Origin of the sequence: Sulfitobacter mediterraneus, assembly GCF_016801775.1 — a bacterium.
Classification (GTDB): domain Bacteria; phylum Pseudomonadota; class Alphaproteobacteria; order Rhodobacterales; family Rhodobacteraceae; genus Sulfitobacter; species Sulfitobacter mediterraneus_A.
The window spans coordinates 2,171,363-2,188,081 of the sequence record NZ_CP069004.1 but is presented as its reverse complement, the minus strand read 5'-3'; the positions used below and the strand labels follow the sequence as shown (position 1 = coordinate 2,188,081).

Genomic DNA, 16,719 nt, shown 5'->3' with positions numbered 1-16,719 from the left:
GCCTAACGCTCCCCTTTCAAGGATTTGAAAATGAACCAGGAACTGACAAACAACCCGTTCAACCCGCTCACACCACCCAAGGTGTTTGACGAGATCAAAGTCTCGCTGGCATCGCCAGAGCGGATTTTGAGCTGGTCTTTCGGTGAGATCAAGAAACCAGAAACCATCAACTATCGGACGTTCAAGCCAGAACGTGACGGTTTGTTCTGTGCGCGTATCTTTGGCCCGATCAAAGATTACGAATGCCTCTGCGGCAAATACAAGCGCATGAAATATCGCGGCGTTGTCTGCGAAAAATGCGGGGTCGAAGTGACCCTGCAAAAGGTCCGCCGCGAGCGTATGGGCCATATCGAACTGGCCGCGCCTGTTGCGCATATCTGGTTCCTCAAGTCGCTTCCGTCCCGGATCGGCCTGATGCTGGACATGACCCTGCGCGATCTGGAGCGGGTTCTCTATTTCGAGAACTACGTGGTGATCGAGCCCGGTCTGACGGATCTGACCTATGGCCAGATGATGACCGAAGAAGAATATATGGATGCCCAAGATGCTTACGGCATGGATGCTTTCACCGCCAATATTGGCGCTGAGGCGATCCGCGAGATGCTGGCGGCGATTGATCTGGAAGCCGAAGCAGACCAGCTGCGTGCTGATCTGAAAGAAGCCACAGGCGAGTTGAAGCCGAAGAAGATCATCAAGCGTCTGAAGGTTGTGGAAAGCTTCCTGGAATCCGGCAACCGCCCGGAATGGATGGTGCTGACCGTGATCCCAGTGATCCCGCCGGAACTGCGCCCGCTGGTGCCGCTGGATGGTGGCCGTTTTGCGACGTCAGATCTGAACGATCTGTATCGCCGAGTGATCAACCGGAACAACCGTCTGAAGCGTCTGATCGAACTACGTGCGCCTGATATCATCGTCCGCAACGAAAAGCGGATGTTGCAGGAATCTGTTGATGCATTGTTCGACAACGGCCGCCGTGGCCGCGTGATCACGGGCGCCAACAAGCGTCCGCTGAAATCGCTGTCTGACATGCTGAAGGGCAAGCAAGGCCGTTTCCGCCAAAACCTTTTGGGTAAGCGCGTCGACTTCTCCGGTCGTTCGGTGATTGTGACGGGTCCAGAACTGAAGCTGCATCAATGCGGGCTGCCGAAAAAGATGGCACTGGAGCTGTTCAAGCCGTTCATCTACAGCCGTCTTGAGGCCAAAGGTTTGTCTTCTACAGTGAAGCAAGCCAAAAAACTGGTCGAAAAAGAGCGTCCCGAAGTCTGGGACATCCTCGACGAAGTGATCCGCGAACACCCTGTCATGCTGAACCGTGCGCCGACGCTGCACCGTTTGGGCATTCAGGCGTTTGAGCCGGTTCTGATCGAGGGTAAAGCCATCCAGCTGCACCCGCTGGTGTGTTCCGCCTTCAACGCCGACTTTGACGGTGACCAGATGGCGGTTCACGTCCCGCTGTCCCTCGAAGCACAGCTTGAAGCACGTGTTCTGATGATGTCCACGAACAACGTTCTGTCGCCTGCAAACGGTGCTCCGATCATCGTTCCATCGCAGGATATGATCTTGGGTCTCTACTACACGACCCTTGCGCGTGACGGCATGGTTGGCGAAGGCAAAGTGTTCGGCACCGTCGATGAGGTGCAGCATGCGCTTGACGCCGGTGAAGTGCATTTGCACTCCAAGATCAAAGCGCGGATCAAACAGATCGACGACGAAGGCAACGAAGTGTTCGTACGCTTTGACACCACGCCGGGCCGTGTCCGTTTGGGCGCTTTGCTGCCTCTGAACACCAAGGCACCTTTTGATCTAGTGAACCGTCTGCTGCGTAAGAAAGAAGTGCAGCAGGTCATCGATACGGTCTACCGTTACTGTGGTCAGAAAGAATCTGTCATCTTCTGTGACCAGATCATGACCATGGGATTCCGTGAAGCGTTCAAGGCTGGCATTTCCTTCGGCAAAGACGACATGTTGATCCCGGAAACCAAATGGACGCTGGTTGATGAGACACGCGATCAGGTCAAAGACTTTGAACAGCAGTACATGGACGGCCTGATCACCCAGGGTGAAAAGTACAACAAAGTTGTCGATGCCTGGTCAAAGTGTAACGACAAGGTTACCGACGCGATGATGGGCTCGATCTCCGCTGAACGGACGGACGAGAACGGCGCCGAAATGGAGCCGAACTCGGTCTACATGATGGCCCACTCCGGTGCGCGTGGTTCTGTAACGCAGATGAAACAGCTGGGCGGGATGCGCGGCTTGATGGCCAAGCCGAACGGCGACATCATCGAGACCCCGATCATCTCGAACTTTAAAGAAGGTCTGACCGTTCTGGAGTACTTCAACTCCACCCACGGTGCCCGTAAGGGTCTGTCGGACACGGCTTTGAAAACAGCGAACTCCGGTTACCTGACACGCCGTCTGGTGGACGTTGCGCAGGACTGCATCGTACGTATGCACGACTGTGGAACCGAAACCGCGATCACTGCAGAAGCGGCCGTGAACGATGGTGAGGTTGTTTCCTCGCTGGCCGAGCGTTTGCTGGGCCGTGTGGCTGCGGACGACATTCTGGTGCCGGGCACGGATGAAGTGCTGGTGCCTGCAGGCACGCTGATCGACGAACGTCTGTCGGATGCGATCGAAGAGGCGGGTGTTCAATCCACGCGCATCCGGTCGCCGCTGACCTGCGAGGCCGAAGAGGGTGTTTGCGCCATGTGTTATGGCCGTGACCTTGCACGCGGTACTTTGGTGAACCAAGGCGAGGCGGTGGGTATCATCGCGGCGCAATCCATTGGTGAGCCGGGTACACAGCTGACGATGCGGACGTTCCACATCGGCGGCGTTGCGCAGGGTGGCCAGCAGTCGTTCCTCGAAGCCTCTCAGGAAGGCAAGATCGTGTTTGAAAACGCACAGACCCTTGAGAACGCCGCCGGCGAGATCATGGTCATGGGCCGGAACATGAAGTTGTCCATCCAAGGTGACGACGGGGAAGAGCGTGCCAGCCACAAGGTTGGGTATGGCTCCAAACTGTTTGTCAAAGACGGACAATCGATTTCTCGTGGCGACAAGCTGTTTGAATGGGATCCTTACACTCTGCCGATCATCGCTGAGAAATCCGGTACAACCAAATTTGTTGATCTGGTTTCGGGCATTGCTGTCCGTGACGAGACCGATGATGCGACCGGTATGACCCAGAAAATCGTGATCGACTGGCGTGCAGCGCCAAAAGGCAACGAGCTGAAGCCTGAGATCATTCTGGTTGATGCGAACGGTGAGCCTGTGCGCAATGATGCGGGCAACCCAGTGACCTATCCGATGTCTGTTGATGCGGTTCTGTCCATTGAGGACGGTTCTGAAATTCAGGCCGGTGACGTTGTTGCGCGTATCCCGCGTGAGGGTGCCAAAACCAAGGACATCACCGGTGGTCTGCCACGTGTGGCCGAACTCTTTGAGGCACGCCGCCCCAAAGATCACGCCATCATCGCGGAAATCGATGGTTATGTGCGCTTTGGCAAGGACTACAAAAACAAGCGCCGTATCGCGATTGAGTCCTCTGACGATGCCGACGTGAAGGTTGAATACATGGTGCCGAAGGGCAAACACATTCCGGTTGCGGAAGGTGATTTTGTCCAGAAGGGCGATTACATCATGGACGGCAACCCCGCGCCGCACGACATCCTGTCGATCATGGGTGTTGAGGCCCTGGCCGATTACATGATCGACGAAGTGCAGGATGTTTATCGCCTTCAGGGTGTGAAGATCAACGACAAGCATATCGAAGTGATCGTGCGCCAGATGTTGCAGAAATGGGAGATCCAGGAATCTGGTGACACCACGTTGCTCAAGGGTGAACACGTGGACAAACAGGAATTCGATCACGCTAATGAAAAGGCGCTGTCGAAAGGTGGCCGTCCTGCCAAGGGCGAACCGATCCTGCTTGGCATCACCAAGGCGTCGTTGCAGACCCGTAGCTTTATCTCTGCGGCGTCCTTCCAGGAAACCACGCGCGTTCTGACCGAAGCGTCGGTGCAGGGCAAACGTGACAAGCTGGTTGGCCTCAAAGAGAACGTCATCGTGGGTCGTCTGATCCCGGCGGGCACCGGTGGTGCAACGCAGCAGATGCGCAAAGTGGCACAAGATCGCGACAACGTCGTGATCGAAGCCCGCCGCGAAGAAGCCGAAGCCGCCGCCGCGCTTGCCGCGCCAACGGCCAGCACGGATGACATCGTGGGTGGTGACGTGTTTGACACGGTCATCACGGACGACGACAGCCGCAGCTGATCTGATCCATACCTGAAATCAAAAGCCCCCGCAGCCTGACCGCTGTGGGGGCTTTTCTTTTGGACTGTTGTAAGGCTTGGCAGGGCGGGCCGCTGTGATAGCGTGGCAGGGACGTAATTCCGGCCCGGAGTACAAAATGCAGTACCATTATGATGGGTTTCACCCCGGCGATCCCAGTGTGAAACCTCAGGCCAAAGCCGCAGACTTTGATCGGTCTGCGGTGGATGTTCTGATCATCGGCTGTGGCCCAGCGGGCCTGACCCTTGCGGCCCAGCTTGCGCAATTTTCTGATATCTCGACCCGCATAGTGGAGCGCAAATCAGGACCGCTTGAGATGGGGCAAGCCGATGGGATTGCCTGCCGGTCGATGGAGATGTTCGAGGCATTCGGTTTTGCAGATCGGGTCAAGAAGGAAGCCTATTGGGTGAACGAGACCTGTTTTTGGCGTCCCGCTCAGGACGGGGGTATCGCCCGCGTGGACAGGATCAAAGATGTCGAAGATGATCTGTCGGAAATGCCGCATACCATTCTCAGTCAGGCCCGTGTGCATGATTTCTTTCTTGAGGAAATGGCCAAAGCGCCCAGCCGGCTAACGCCCGATTATGATCTGGAGCTGGATGGGCTGCGCATTGAATGTGGTGGGACGCATCCGGTAATGGCGCAGCTGCGCGGGCTTAACGGGGCTGCGGACGAAGTGGTGCGGGGGAAATATGTTGTGGGCTGTGATGGTGCCCGCAGCGCGGTGCGCAAAGCCATGGGTCTGCGCCTTGAGGGGCAATCCGCACGGCAGCTTTGGGGTGTGATGGATGTGCTGGCGATCACGGATTTTCCCGATATCCGGCTGAAATGTGCGATCCAATCTGCCGATGCGGGCAGCATGCTGATCATTCCGCGTGAGGGCGGGACCATGGTCCGGCTGTATATTGAACTAGACGCGCTCAAAGATGATGAGCGCGCGGCGGACCGCAATGTGACCTCGGATATGTTGATCCAAAGGGCAGGTGCAATCCTGTCGCCCTATCGCTTTGAGGTGAAAGAGGTTGTTTGGTGCTCGGCCTATGAGATCGGGCAAAGGGTCTCGGCGCGGTTCGACAATCTGGGCGGGGCTCTGAACAGCGGGGACGATCCGCATGTGTTTATCGCAGGTGACGCCTGCCATACTCACAGCCCCAAGGCGGGGCAGGGCATGAACGTGTCGATGGCCGATACATTCAATCTGGGTTGGAAACTCGCCGCCGTTCTGCGCGGGCAGGCGCCGTCAGCGCTTCTGAAAAGCTACTCGGAGGAACGGCAGGCAAAAGCGCAAGAGTTGATAGATTTCGACCGCGATATGGCCAAACTCTTCAGCTCGAAAGACCGCAAATCCAGTGATGAGGCGACGTTTCAGGCGTATTTTCAAAAGCATGGCCGCTACACAGCGGGTGTAGAAACGCGATATGATCCATCGCTGGTCATTGCAGGGGGATGTGATCAAAGCCTTGCCGCTGGATTGCCTGTCGGGGCGCGGTTTCACTCTGCACCGGTAATCCGTTTGGCGGATGCCAAGCCCATGCAGCTTGGTCATATGGTCCGGGCTGACGGGCGTTGGCGGGTGATCCTTTTTGCGCCTGAGGGGGATACCGGCGTAGCGGACGGGGCAGTGGCGGATGCCTGTGATGCGCTTTCGGCTGGTCCGATAACCAAGGTGACAATTGCCGGCGCAGACCGCGACGCGGTTATTGATCTGCGGGCCGTTTTCCAACAAGGCCACCGGCAGTTGGATCTTGGCATGATGCCAGCGGCCTTGCGGCCCTCTAAGGGGCGGCTGGGGTTGACTGATTATGAAAAGATTTTCTGCGCGGATCATTCCGGGGCAGGGGATGTTTTTGATATGCGCGGCATTGATCGGCAGCGGGGTGCGATCGTGCTGGTCCGACCCGACCAGTTTGTGGCGGGGGTCTATTCCTTGTCAAATCACGCAGGACTTTCGGCTTTTCTGGATCAGGTGCTTTTGCCAGCCCCGTCTTTGCCCTAGGTTGCAGGGAAAAGCAGCAGGGCGCGGATGGCACAGGCACATCGGATACAGATCAAAGGGCTGATACGGTTTTCATACCTGTCCGAAAACGGCTTTGCCCATTCGGCGCAAGGGATCGAGAAAACCCGCGCAACACTTTATGATCCGGAGCGGCTCAACCGGCGGTTTGCGCTGTTTGAACGTCTGGCACTGCATTCACTGGCGATACAGGATGATCCGGATTTTTCGGTGGCGATCCTCATTGGAGACAGCCTGCCCGATGCGGCGCGGCAACGGCTTGAGAACTTGCTGGTGGATTTCAAACAGGCCCATATCGTTGCCCTGCCGCCGATGGTGCATATTCAAGCCGTGAAGCAGGCATATGCCGCGCTGCCCGATCAGGCCAAGGCGACCCATATTGCGACGTTCCGGCAAGATGACGATGACGCGATGCACCGCAGCACGCTGGCCCGCATTCGCAGTTTGGGCGGCGCGTTGTTGCAAACCCGCGAGACCAAGCGGCCCTTTGTGATCGGGTTTAACCGAGGTTTCTACTTTGATCCCTCGGCGCCTGAACCGATCACCGAATGGTATGAACGGACGCCGCTGGGCATCGGGCTTGCGATGATTGCGGCGAAGGGAGATCCGGCCACCATTTTCCGGCGCAATCACCGGCAATTGACCGAATACTACGATTGCTACACAGAAACGACGCGGCCGATGTTTATCCGATCGGTGCATCAGGACAACGATTCAGCGGCCTCTACCACGGGGCGGCGCGGGCAGTTGCGCCCGGCGGGGATCCGGCGCAACTTGCGCGAGGGGTTCGATCTGACCCCTGAAATGCTGGAAGGGTTCTAAATGTCGCCAAATCTGGTGGGTGCGCTGTTGATGATGGCGTCAATGGCCTGTTTTGTGGTGAGCGATGCGGTGCTCAAACTGACCGGCGGCGCGGTGCCGCTGTTTCAACTTTTGTTTTTGCGGGGGCTGATCTCCTGCGCGTTGATCCTTGCCACGAAAGGGCGTTTGGGCGCCTTGCATTTCGATATTGCGCGGCGCGATTGGGTGCTGATCATGATCCGCGCGGTGACCGAAGCCTTGATCGCATACTTCTTTCTTACGGCGCTGTTCAACATGCCTTTGGCGAACCTGACAGCGATTTTGCAATGTGTGCCTCTGACCGTGACACTGGCATCGGCGCTCTTTCTGCGGGAGGCCGTGGGTTGGCGGCGGATGGTTGCGATTGCGGTTGGCTTTATCGGGGTGCTGTTGATCGTCAAGCCGGGGGCGGACGGGTTTAACGTCTGGTCCCTTTATGCCGTGATCGCGATGTTGGGCGTGACCTTCCGCGATTTGATCACCCGCAAGTTGTCGCCATCGGTGCCGTCGATGACGGTCACTTTGGTCACGGCGCTGACAGTTCTGATTGCGGCTGGTCTGGCGTCGTTGACAGAGCCCTGGGTGGCGGTTGATCCATCTGTTGGGCTGCTGATTGCCGCCTCGGCGGTGCTGGTTCTGGGCGGTTACTTCTTTTCCATTCACGTGATGCGGATCGGTGATGTCTCCTTTATCGCGCCGTTCCGGTACACAGGGCTGGTCTGGGCGTTGCTGCTGGGCTTTGTGTTTTTTGGCGAATGGCCCGGATGGATGACATTGACCGGAGCAGGGATCGTTGTCGGAACCGGGATCTTCACGCTTTACCGTGAGCGCAAACTAGCGGGCAGCTGAGGGCAGCGCGGCAAAGGCCGCCGCGACCTTGCCTGCATCTATGTTATAGGTCTTTTTGAAGTGCGTTTGGCCCGCAGCATCGAGCGGCGCAAAATCCGGTTGCTTGATGCCGGGCTTTTGCCGGGAATCGTTATAGGCGTTGTGCCCCCGCAGCAGCATATCCTCACCTGTGAAAGTGACAGTGGGCATTTTGCGCCCCACCTTCATATGGGCGAAGTTCATCACACTGAGCGGCAAATCATGGCGGATCATCAGGGCCAATGCCGCAGTAGCATAGGGCGCTTTGGTGGGCGCCGCCAACAGGCCGTCCGGTCCGGGCTGCACGATGTAGCCTTGGTTGAAATCTATTGCGATATGTCGATGCCGGGCCGCCATCGGTGCAACATCGCGGGCGGCTTGACGTAGTTTTTCGACATAGGTGCAGGCCACGGCATCATCGTCGTCCATGCGGAATTGAAGGCACGGCGCGTCATCGAATCGCCTGACGCTGTTGATGGCGTCTTGCATCACTTTGCGGTGCGGGCCGGGGGCGCGGGGCAAGATCACCGCCTGCGGCATATCGGCCAATAGCGCCTCAAGCCGGTCGCGGTACGGGGCAGGCAGGCTGTCGCCGATCACCACGGCCAGTGTGAAATCACCATCTGTCTGGGCGCGCAAGGGCGGCAGCATCATTGTCTCGAAGGTGGTAAAGCGTTCTTCCATGCGGGCAGGGGCATATAGATAGTCCATCCGCGCCTTGAGGCTGTCATGTTCAACCTGAAACCCGCCGTCACCGGGGTAGGAAAAGCGGCAAATGCCGATGGCTTGCATATAGGGGCGGGCCTTGTCACAGAAGGGTCAGCAATATGCCGACAGCATTGCAGCCTGCGCCAGTCTGCGCAAGGGAGGGGCAGCTGTTGACAGCTGGGCTGCAACCTCCTATACGCCCGCTATCTCGGAAGGTGGGGGAAAACCCGCCAAACCGACATCAGAACCAAAGTGGTCAAGATCCGGTCTAATGCTGACCCGATCCTCTGTAGCCCCACCGCCTCGTTTTCCCCGGTACGGAAACGCTGCGGTGATTTTGCGTTGCACGACGTGCGGCGCTGACAGAGGGCCACGCAGAAGTCTTTGCATGATGCAAAGCATTGAATTTGAAACCGCATGGGGGCCTCCTCGTGCACCATGTGAGCTAAGACGGGGATAACCTGAATGCCAACGATCCAGCAGCTGATCCGCAAACCGCGGCAGCCTAAAATCAAACGATCCAAATCCATGCACTTGCAAGAGTGCCCACAAAAGCGCGGCGTATGTACGCGCGTTTATACAACCACTCCTAAGAAACCGAACTCCGCGATGCGGAAAGTGGCCAAAGTGCGCCTGACAAACGGTTTCGAAGTGATCTCCTACATTCCCGGTGAAAGCCACAACCTTCAGGAACACTCTGTGGTTCTGATCCGCGGCGGTCGTGTAAAAGACCTTCCCGGTGTGCGTTACCACATCCTGCGCGGTGTTCTGGATACTCAGGGCGTTAAAGACCGTAAGCAGCGCCGTTCCAAGTATGGCGCCAAGCGTCCCAAGTAATCGCAGTGGCGGGGTGAACCCCGCCCTACCGTCCATTTGTAGGGCGGGGTTTACCCCGCCGCCCCAAATTCCAAGGAAGACAACGACATGTCACGCCGTCACGCCGCTGAAAAACGCGAAGTACTGCCAGACGCCAAGTATGGTGATCTGGTTCTGACAAAATTCATGAACAACCTGATGATTGACGGTAAGAAATCCGTCGCTGAGCGCATTGTCTATAGCGCGATGAACCGCGTTGAAGACAAGATCAAACGCGCGCCCATCGAAGTGTTCCACGAAGCGCTTGAAAACATCCAGCCATCCGTCGAAGTGCGTTCGCGCCGCGTTGGTGGTGCGACGTATCAGGTACCTGTCGAGGTGCGCCCCGAGCGCCGTCAGGCTCTGGCGATCCGCTGGTTGATCAAAGCGGCCCGTTCGCGCAACGAGAACACCATGGAAGAGCGCCTCGCAGGCGAGCTTCTGGACGCTGTTCAGTCCCGCGGCACCGCGGTGAAAAAGCGCGAAGACACGCACAAGATGGCCGACGCCAACAAAGCGTTCAGCCACTACCGCTGGTAATCTAGATCAAAAGATCGGGGCTCAGATCCGCTGGGCCCCATCGTTTCATTGGGCTTTGGCCCTTTTCAAAGCACACTCCTGAGGAAGCTTTTCAAATGGCACGCGACTATCCGCTAGACCGCTATCGCAACTTCGGCATCATGGCTCACATTGATGCCGGCAAGACCACATGTTCCGAACGTATCCTGTATTATACAGGCAAATCCCACAACATCGGTGAGGTGCATGATGGCGCCGCCACGATGGACTGGATGGAGCAAGAACAGGAACGTGGTATCACCATCACTTCCGCTGCGACCACCACGTTCTGGGAGCGTACAGAGGACGGCGCAACGGCGGACACGCCCAAGCACCGGATGAACATCATCGACACGCCTGGCCACGTTGACTTCACTATCGAAGTTGAGCGTTCCTTGGCTGTTCTCGACGGCGCTGTTGCTGTTCTGGACGCCAACGCCGGTGTCGAGCCGCAAACCGAAACCGTTTGGCGCCAGGCCGACCGTTATAAAGTTCCACGTATCGTGTTCGTCAACAAGATGGACAAAATCGGCGCGGACTTCTTCAACTGCGTTCACATGATCCAAGACCGTACAGGTGCCACACCTTGTCCGATCCAGATTCCAATCGGGTCAGAAACCGAATTGGAAGGCATGGTTGATCTGGTCACCATGGAAGAATGGGTCTGGGCCGGTGAAGACCTCGGCGCATCCTGGGAAAAACGCCCGATCCGCGACAGCTTGAAAGAGCTGGCCGACGAATGGCGCGCCAAAATGATCGAAGTCGCCGTCGAAATGGACGATGACGCGATGGAAAACTACCTGATGGACGGTGCTGAGCCGGATGTGCCAACACTGCGCCGTTTGATCCGTGCCGGTACTCTGGCCATCAAATTCATCCCCGTTCTGTGTGGCTCCGCGTTCAAGAACAAAGGCGTTCAGCCGCTGCTCAACGCGGTGATCGACTATCTGCCATCCCCGATGGATGTTGTTGACTACATGGGCTTCAAGCCAGGCGATGAGACAGAAACACGTAACATTGCCCGCCGCGCGGACGATAACATGGCGTTCTCTGGCCTTGCGTTCAAAATCATGAACGACCCGTTTGTGGGTACACTGACGTTCACACGCATCTACTCTGGTGTGTTGAACAAAGGTGACACGCTTCTGAACTCCACCAAGCAGCGTAAAGAGCGCGTTGGCCGGATGATGATGATGCACTCCAACGACCGTGAGGAAATCACCGAAGCATTCGCAGGCGACATCATCGCGCTGGCGGGTCTGAAAGACACCACAACAGGTGACACGCTTTGCGCCGTCAACGATCCTGTGGTTCTGGAAACAATGACCTTCCCTGATCCGGTGATCGAGATCGCGGTTGAGCCAAAAACGAAGGCTGACCAAGAGAAAATGGGCATTGGCCTTCAGCGTTTGGCTGCCGAGGATCCATCCTTCCGTGTTGAGACTGATCTGGAATCCGGTCAGACCATCATGAAGGGCATGGGCGAACTTCACCTCGACATCCTTGTGGACCGTCTGAAGCGTGAATTCAAAGTTGAAGCGAACATCGGTGCGCCTCAGGTTGCTTATCGTGAGACCATCTCTCGTGAAGCTGAGATCACTTACACCCACAAGAAACAGTCCGGTGGTTCCGGTCAGTTTGCTGAAGTGAAAATGATCCTGATGCCAACCGAGCCAGGCGAAGGTTATTCGTTTGAGAGCCGCATCGTTGGTGGTGCTGTTCCAAAGGAATACATCCCGGGTGTTGAAAAAGGTATCCAGTCGGTCATGGACTCCGGTCCGCTGGCGGGCTTCCCTGTGATCGACTTCAAAGTGGCCCTGATCGACGGTAAGTTCCATGACGTTGACTCCTCGGTTCTGGCGTTCGAAATCGCGGCCCGTATGGGTATGCGCGAAGGCATGAAAAAAGCCGGCGCGAAAATGCTTGAGCCGATCATGAAAGTCGAAGTTGTCACGCCTGAAGAATACACAGGCGGCATCATCGGCGATCTGACATCCCGTCGCGGTCAGGTACAGGGTCAGGACACCCGCGGTAACGCGATTGCCATCGACGCCTTCGTGCCTCTGGCGAACATGTTCGGCTACATCAACACCCTGCGTTCGATGTCTTCTGGTCGTGCGAACTTCACCATGCAGTTCGACCACTACGAAGCCGTTCCTCAGAACATCTCTGACGAGATTCAGGCAAAGTTCGCGTGATGATGAACCGGCGTTCATTCCTTGCAATGGCTGCTTTGACAGCCGTTGCAGCCTGTGCGGAACCGCTGCTGGATGAACAGACAGCGGGGAGCCTCAAGGTTGTGGATGTGTCGGTTGACGTTTCGCAAATCGAAGGTGTGAAGGGGCGGCAGATCACCGTCGCCCCCGAAAAAATCCAGGCGGATGTCCGCAATCACCTGCTGGCCTATCTCAAGGATGGGTCAGTCGGGAATCGGCCCGTCAAGGCAGAGGTCTCCATCACGCAATTCCACCTGGTCTCTCCAGGTCAGGCCTTGCTGGTTGGCGGCACAAGCACAATCTCCGGTGTGCTGACTGTCAAAGATGCCCGCAATGGCACGGTGGTTCTCGAACCTACCAAGGTCTACGGCACAGCCAAGGGCGGATGGGCGCTCGGTGGGTTGGTCGGTGCGGCTGTGAAGGCGGATCAAACCCCTGAGCAGGACTACAAAGCAACAATCGTGGGCTTCTCTCAGGATGTCCGCAAGCGCCTGCTCGGCGCAGAGAAATAACTGAATTAAGAAGGAGCCACTACCATGGCAAAGGAAAAGTTTGAACGTAATAAGCCGCACGTCAACATTGGCACGATTGGCCACGTTGACCACGGTAAAACGACGCTGACAGCGGCGATCACCAAGTATTTTGGTGACTTCAAGGCGTATGATCAGATTGACGGCGCGCCCGAAGAGAAGGCCCGCGGGATCACGATCTCGACCGCACACGTTGAGTATGAAACCGAAGCGCGTCACTACGCGCACGTCGACTGCCCCGGCCACGCTGACTACGTCAAGAACATGATCACCGGTGCGGCGCAGATGGACGGCGCGATCCTGGTTGTGAACGCCGCTGATGGCCCGATGCCACAGACGCGTGAGCACATCCTGCTGGGCCGCCAGGTTGGCATCCCTTACATGGTTGTCTTCATGAACAAGGTTGACCAGGTCGACGACGAAGAGCTGCTGGAACTGGTGGAAATGGAAATCCGCGAGCTGCTGTCCTCTTACGAGTACCCAGGCGACGATATTCCGATCATTGCGGGCTCCGCTCTGGCGGCGATGGAAGGCAACAAGCCAGAAATCGGCGAAGAGAAAATCAAAGAACTGATGGCGGCTGTGGACGAGTACATCCCGACACCTGCACGTGCGGTTGACCAGCCGTTCCTGATGCCTGTGGAAGACGTGTTCTCGATTTCCGGCCGTGGTACAGTTGTGACCGGCCGTGTTGAGCGCGGTGTGATCAACGTGGGCGACGAGATCGAAATCGTTGGTATCCGCGACACCAAGAAAACCACCTGCACAGGCGTTGAAATGTTCCGCAAGCTGCTGGACAGCGGCGAAGCGGGCGACAACATCGGCGCATTGCTGCGCGGTGTGGACCGTGACGGTGTTGAGCGTGGCCAGGTTCTGTGTAAGCCCGGTTCCGTGACCCCGCACACCAAGTTCGAAGCCGAAGCCTATATCCTGACCAAGGAAGAAGGTGGCCGTCACACGCCATTCTTTGCGAACTACCGTCCACAGTTCTACTTCCGGACCACAGATGTGACCGGCACTGTTCAGCTGCCTGAGGGTACTGAAATGGTTATGCCAGGCGACAACCTGAAGTTCGACGTTGAGCTGATCGCGCCTATCGCGATGGAGCAGGGTCTGCGCTTCGCGATCCGCGAAGGTGGCCGTACGGTCGGCGCGGGCGTTGTGTCCAAGATCACTGAGTAAGCACGGCGGCTTTGCGCCAGCAAAGCCTGCCGCGTGCGACGCCTTGCGGTAGTGTCTTTTACCCTTGGGAAAAGAACACGAGAGCAAGGTGTTGGCACACAGGTGCTGAAACAACAAAGGCCGCTCCTCACCGGGGCGGCCTTTTGCGTTGGGTCGTGCTGTGCCGGGGTGAGCCCCGGTCTGCGGCAGACCCCCAATCGGACCTTTCAAAAGGTCCGGTGCGATGTCTTTAAAGACATCGGGATATGGGGCGAATGACATTGTTTGAGCTATCACTCCGGGTGTACTCCACCTGCTTTGGTTGAACGCTGACGGTCCGAGCGGTCCCGTCCCAAGAGAAGCGATCTTGCGCACCGGTTCTGAAAACAGGGGAGTTTTCAAAACCCCCTTGCCATGCCCCGCGACTCCCCCTATAGCACCCCCACTGCCTCGGGGTGCGTTCATGCGCGCCCCGTTTCAGTTGACATATGACGCGATGAAGGTCTGCGATGAGCGTATATCTTCCTCTCCGTTAAAATCCCCAAGTAAGGGATATGCATATGGCCGCTCAAAGCCAAAACATCCGCATCCGCCTGAAGGCGTTTGATTATCGGGTGCTTGATGCCTCCACCCAGGAAATCGTCAACACCGCAAAGCGCACAGGCGCTTCTGTTCGTGGCCCCATTCCGCTGCCGAACAAGATCGAAAAATTCACCGTTCTGCGTGGCCCACACGTGGACAAGAAATCCCGTGACCAGTTCGAGATCCGCACGCACAAGCGTATGCTGGATATCGTTGATCCGACCCCCCAGACCGTGGACGCGCTGATGAAGCTCGACCTCGCCGCTGGTGTGGACGTCGAGATCAAGCTGCAGTCATAAGCGTAGGAGGGTAATATCATGTTGCGCTCAGGCGTTATTGCAAAAAAGATGGGCATGACCCGTCTGTTCATGGAAGATGGCAAGCAGATCCCTGTAACCGTTCTTCAGCTCGATAACCTGCAGGTTGTTGCACAGCGTACCATCGAGAAGGACGGCTATGTTGCTGTTCAGCTGGGTGCCGGTACAGCCAAAGCCAAGCGGACGTCCAAGGCGATGCGCGGCCACTTTGCAGCAGCAAAGGTTGAACCAAAGCGTAAGGTTGCTGAATTCCGCGTTGACCCGGATGCGATGCTGCCGGTTGGCGAAGAGATCATCGCGGATCACTACTTCGCAGGTCAGTATGTTGACGTTGCGGGCACATCCATCGGTAAAGGTTTTGCCGGTGCGATGAAGCGCCACAACTTTGGCGGTCTGCGTGCGACACACGGTGTTTCGATCTCTCACCGTTCGCACGGTTCCACCGGTCAGTGTCAGGATCCCGGTAAGGTTTTCAAAGGCAAGAAAATGGCCGGTCACATGGGCGCCGCCCGCGTGACAACCCAGAACCTTGAAGTTGTGAAAACCGACACAGCCCGTGGCCTGATCATGGTCAAAGGTGCGGTTCCAGGCTCCAAAGGTGGTTGGGTGACAATCAAGGACGCGGTGAAAAAGCCGTTCCCTGAGAACGCGATTGTACCAGCCGCGCTGGCATCCGCTGCCAAAGAAGCTGCGAAAGCCGCTGAAGAAGCAGCCGCCGCCGCAGAGGCCGAAGCAGAAGCAGCAGCAGCCGAGGCCGCAGCAGCAGAGCAGGCCGCGATGGAAGCCGCAGAAGCACCAGCCGGTGACGATGCAGACAAGAAAGAAGGTGACGCATGAAACTCGATGTCATCAAACTCGACGGCGGCAAAGCCGGTTCGGTAGACCTGGACGAGGCCCTGTTCGGTCTTGAACCACGCGCCGACATCCTGCACCGTGTTGTGCGCTGGCAGCGTAACAATGCGCAGGCGGGCACGCACAAGGTAAAGACCCGGTCCGAGACCTCCTATTCGACCAAGAAGATCTATCGCCAAAAAGGCACCGGCGGCGCACGCCACGGTGACCGCAACGCGCCGATCTTCCGTAAAGGTGGTATCTACAAGGGTCCAACCCCGCGCAGCCACGGCCACGAGCTGACCAAGAAGTTCCGCAAGCTGGGCCTGCGCCATGCGCTGTCCGCCAAAGCCAAAGCGGGCGAGCTGGTCATCATCGACGAAGCCGCATCCGAAGGCAAAACTGCCGCACTGGCCAAGCAGATCTCCAGCCTCGGCTGGAAGCGTGCATTGGTCATCGACGGTGCATCCGTGAACGAAAACTTCGCTCAGGCTGCCCGCAACATTGAAGGTCTGGATATCCTGCCGACAATGGGTGCAAACGTATATGATATCCTGAAGCGTGACACTCTGGTGATCACCAAAGCGGGTATCGAAGCACTGGAGGCCCGTTTGAAATGAGCGCCAAGCACAACCACTACGACGTGATCCGCAAGCCGATCATCACCGAGAAAGCAACCATGGCGTCCGAAGCGAACGCCGTTGTTTTCGAAGTGGCGATGGACAGCAACAAGCCGATGATCAAAGAGGCCGTTGAGGCGCTCTTTGGTGTCAAGGTGAAGGCCGTGAACACGACCATCACCAAAGGCAAGGTCAAACGTTTCCGCGGCCAGATTGGTAAGCGTAAAGACGTGAAAAAGGCCTATGTGACGCTGGAAGAAGGCAACACGATTGACGTGAGCACCGGTCTGTAAAGACCGCAGGGCGGGGTTCACCCCGCCACGC

The 16,719-nt window shown here is 57.2% G+C and carries 14 protein-coding genes; 13 read left to right on the top strand and 1 reads right to left on the bottom strand.

Annotated elements, in window-relative coordinates; all coding sequences use genetic code 11:
• Nucleotides 1-30: 30 nt before the first annotated feature.
• The 4 genes from rpoC (at nucleotide 31) to JNX03_RS10745 (ending at nucleotide 7,999) form a co-directional block, all read left to right on the top strand.
• Nucleotides 31-4,278 (top strand): DNA-directed RNA polymerase subunit beta', encoded by a 4,248-nt coding sequence (gene rpoC / locus JNX03_RS10760; protein ID WP_203209050.1) that lies wholly within the window; start codon nucleotides 31-33, stop codon nucleotides 4,276-4,278.
• A gap of 136 nt (nucleotides 4,279-4,414) precedes the next feature.
• On the top strand, nucleotides 4,415-6,292 hold the full coding sequence (locus JNX03_RS10755; RefSeq protein ID WP_203209049.1) for an FAD-dependent monooxygenase: 1,878 nt from the start codon (nucleotides 4,415-4,417) through the stop codon (nucleotides 6,290-6,292).
• 27 nt (nucleotides 6,293-6,319) lie between these two features.
• A complete protein-coding gene (locus JNX03_RS10750) occupies nucleotides 6,320-7,132 on the top strand; it encodes a glycosyltransferase (RefSeq protein ID WP_203209048.1) in 813 nt (270 codons plus the stop codon).
• On the top strand, nucleotides 7,133-7,999 hold the full coding sequence (locus tag JNX03_RS10745; protein WP_203209047.1) for a DMT family transporter: 867 nt from the start codon (nucleotides 7,133-7,135) through the stop codon (nucleotides 7,997-7,999).
• On the opposite strand, the gene JNX03_RS10740 is transcribed toward JNX03_RS10745, so the two are convergent.
• Nucleotides 7,985-8,809, bottom strand: a complete 825-nt coding sequence (locus JNX03_RS10740) for a putative rhamnosyl transferase (RefSeq protein ID WP_203209046.1) — start codon at nucleotides 8,807-8,809, stop codon at nucleotides 7,985-7,987. The two genes, JNX03_RS10745 and JNX03_RS10740, sit on opposite strands and share 15 nt — an antisense overlap.
• A 381-nt stretch (nucleotides 8,810-9,190) precedes the next feature.
• On the opposite strand from JNX03_RS10740, the gene rpsL reads away from it, so the two are divergent.
• The 9 genes from rpsL to JNX03_RS10695 all read left to right on the top strand — a co-directional run bounded on the left by rpsL (nucleotide 9,191) and on the right by JNX03_RS10695 (nucleotide 16,688).
• Nucleotides 9,191-9,562 (top strand): 30S ribosomal protein S12, encoded by a 372-nt coding sequence (gene rpsL / locus JNX03_RS10735; protein ID WP_011570072.1) that lies wholly within the window; start codon nucleotides 9,191-9,193, stop codon nucleotides 9,560-9,562.
• Between the two features lie 87 nt (nucleotides 9,563-9,649).
• The gene (rpsG, locus tag JNX03_RS10730; protein WP_037911456.1) at nucleotides 9,650-10,120 is read left to right on the top strand and encodes a 30S ribosomal protein S7; all 471 of its coding nucleotides are present in this window, start codon (nucleotides 9,650-9,652) and stop codon (nucleotides 10,118-10,120) included.
• Nucleotides 10,121-10,215: 95 nt separating this feature from the next.
• Nucleotides 10,216-12,336 carry an elongation factor G gene (gene fusA / locus JNX03_RS10725; RefSeq protein WP_203209045.1) on the top strand — a complete coding sequence of 707 codons (2,121 nt, stop codon included), beginning with the start codon at nucleotides 10,216-10,218 and terminating at the stop codon, nucleotides 12,334-12,336.
• Nucleotides 12,337-12,362: 26 nt separating this feature from the next.
• Complete coding sequence (locus JNX03_RS10720; RefSeq protein ID WP_203209044.1) at nucleotides 12,363-12,866, top strand: DUF6778 family protein; 504 nt, start codon at nucleotides 12,363-12,365, stop codon at nucleotides 12,864-12,866.
• 24 nt (nucleotides 12,867-12,890) lie between these two features.
• Entirely contained in the window at nucleotides 12,891-14,066 is a 1,176-nt protein-coding gene (gene tuf / locus JNX03_RS10715; protein WP_203209043.1) for an elongation factor Tu, read from the top strand.
• Nucleotides 14,067-14,605: 539 nt separating this feature from the next.
• A complete protein-coding gene (gene rpsJ, locus JNX03_RS10710) occupies nucleotides 14,606-14,926 on the top strand; it encodes a 30S ribosomal protein S10 (RefSeq protein WP_025048103.1) in 321 nt (106 codons plus the stop codon).
• A gap of 18 nt (nucleotides 14,927-14,944) precedes the next feature.
• Complete coding sequence (rplC, locus tag JNX03_RS10705) at nucleotides 14,945-15,781, top strand: 50S ribosomal protein L3 (protein WP_203209042.1); 837 nt, start codon at nucleotides 14,945-14,947, stop codon at nucleotides 15,779-15,781.
• Nucleotides 15,778-16,395: a 50S ribosomal protein L4 gene (gene rplD, locus JNX03_RS10700; protein WP_203209041.1), complete on the top strand. Its 618-nt coding sequence runs from the start codon at nucleotides 15,778-15,780 to the stop codon at nucleotides 16,393-16,395. Before rplC ends, rplD begins: the two co-directional genes overlap by 4 nt.
• Entirely contained in the window at nucleotides 16,392-16,688 is a 297-nt protein-coding gene (locus JNX03_RS10695; protein ID WP_203209040.1) for a 50S ribosomal protein L23, read from the top strand. The genes rplD and JNX03_RS10695 overlap by 4 nt, the downstream gene beginning before the upstream one ends.
• Nucleotides 16,689-16,719 lie beyond the last annotated feature (31 nt).

Coding starts and splice junctions, on each gene's coding strand:
- rpoC (WP_203209050.1), top strand. CDS start 31: ATGAACCAGGAACTGACAAACAACCCGTTCAACCCGCTCACACCACCC.
- JNX03_RS10755 (WP_203209049.1), top strand. CDS start 4,415: ATGCAGTACCATTATGATGGGTTTCACCCCGGCGATCCCAGTGTGAAA.
- JNX03_RS10750 (WP_203209048.1), top strand. CDS start 6,320: ATGGCACAGGCACATCGGATACAGATCAAAGGGCTGATACGGTTTTCA.
- JNX03_RS10745 (WP_203209047.1), top strand. CDS start 7,133: ATGTCGCCAAATCTGGTGGGTGCGCTGTTGATGATGGCGTCAATGGCC.
- JNX03_RS10740 (WP_203209046.1), bottom strand. CDS start 8,809: ATGCAAGCCATCGGCATTTGCCGCTTTTCCTACCCCGGTGACGGCGGG.
- rpsL (WP_011570072.1), top strand. CDS start 9,191: ATGCCAACGATCCAGCAGCTGATCCGCAAACCGCGGCAGCCTAAAATC.
- rpsG (WP_037911456.1), top strand. CDS start 9,650: ATGTCACGCCGTCACGCCGCTGAAAAACGCGAAGTACTGCCAGACGCC.
- fusA (WP_203209045.1), top strand. CDS start 10,216: ATGGCACGCGACTATCCGCTAGACCGCTATCGCAACTTCGGCATCATG.
- JNX03_RS10720 (WP_203209044.1), top strand. CDS start 12,363: ATGGCTGCTTTGACAGCCGTTGCAGCCTGTGCGGAACCGCTGCTGGAT.
- tuf (WP_203209043.1), top strand. CDS start 12,891: ATGGCAAAGGAAAAGTTTGAACGTAATAAGCCGCACGTCAACATTGGC.
- rpsJ (WP_025048103.1), top strand. CDS start 14,606: ATGGCCGCTCAAAGCCAAAACATCCGCATCCGCCTGAAGGCGTTTGAT.
- rplC (WP_203209042.1), top strand. CDS start 14,945: ATGTTGCGCTCAGGCGTTATTGCAAAAAAGATGGGCATGACCCGTCTG.
- rplD (WP_203209041.1), top strand. CDS start 15,778: ATGAAACTCGATGTCATCAAACTCGACGGCGGCAAAGCCGGTTCGGTA.
- JNX03_RS10695 (WP_203209040.1), top strand. CDS start 16,392: ATGAGCGCCAAGCACAACCACTACGACGTGATCCGCAAGCCGATCATC.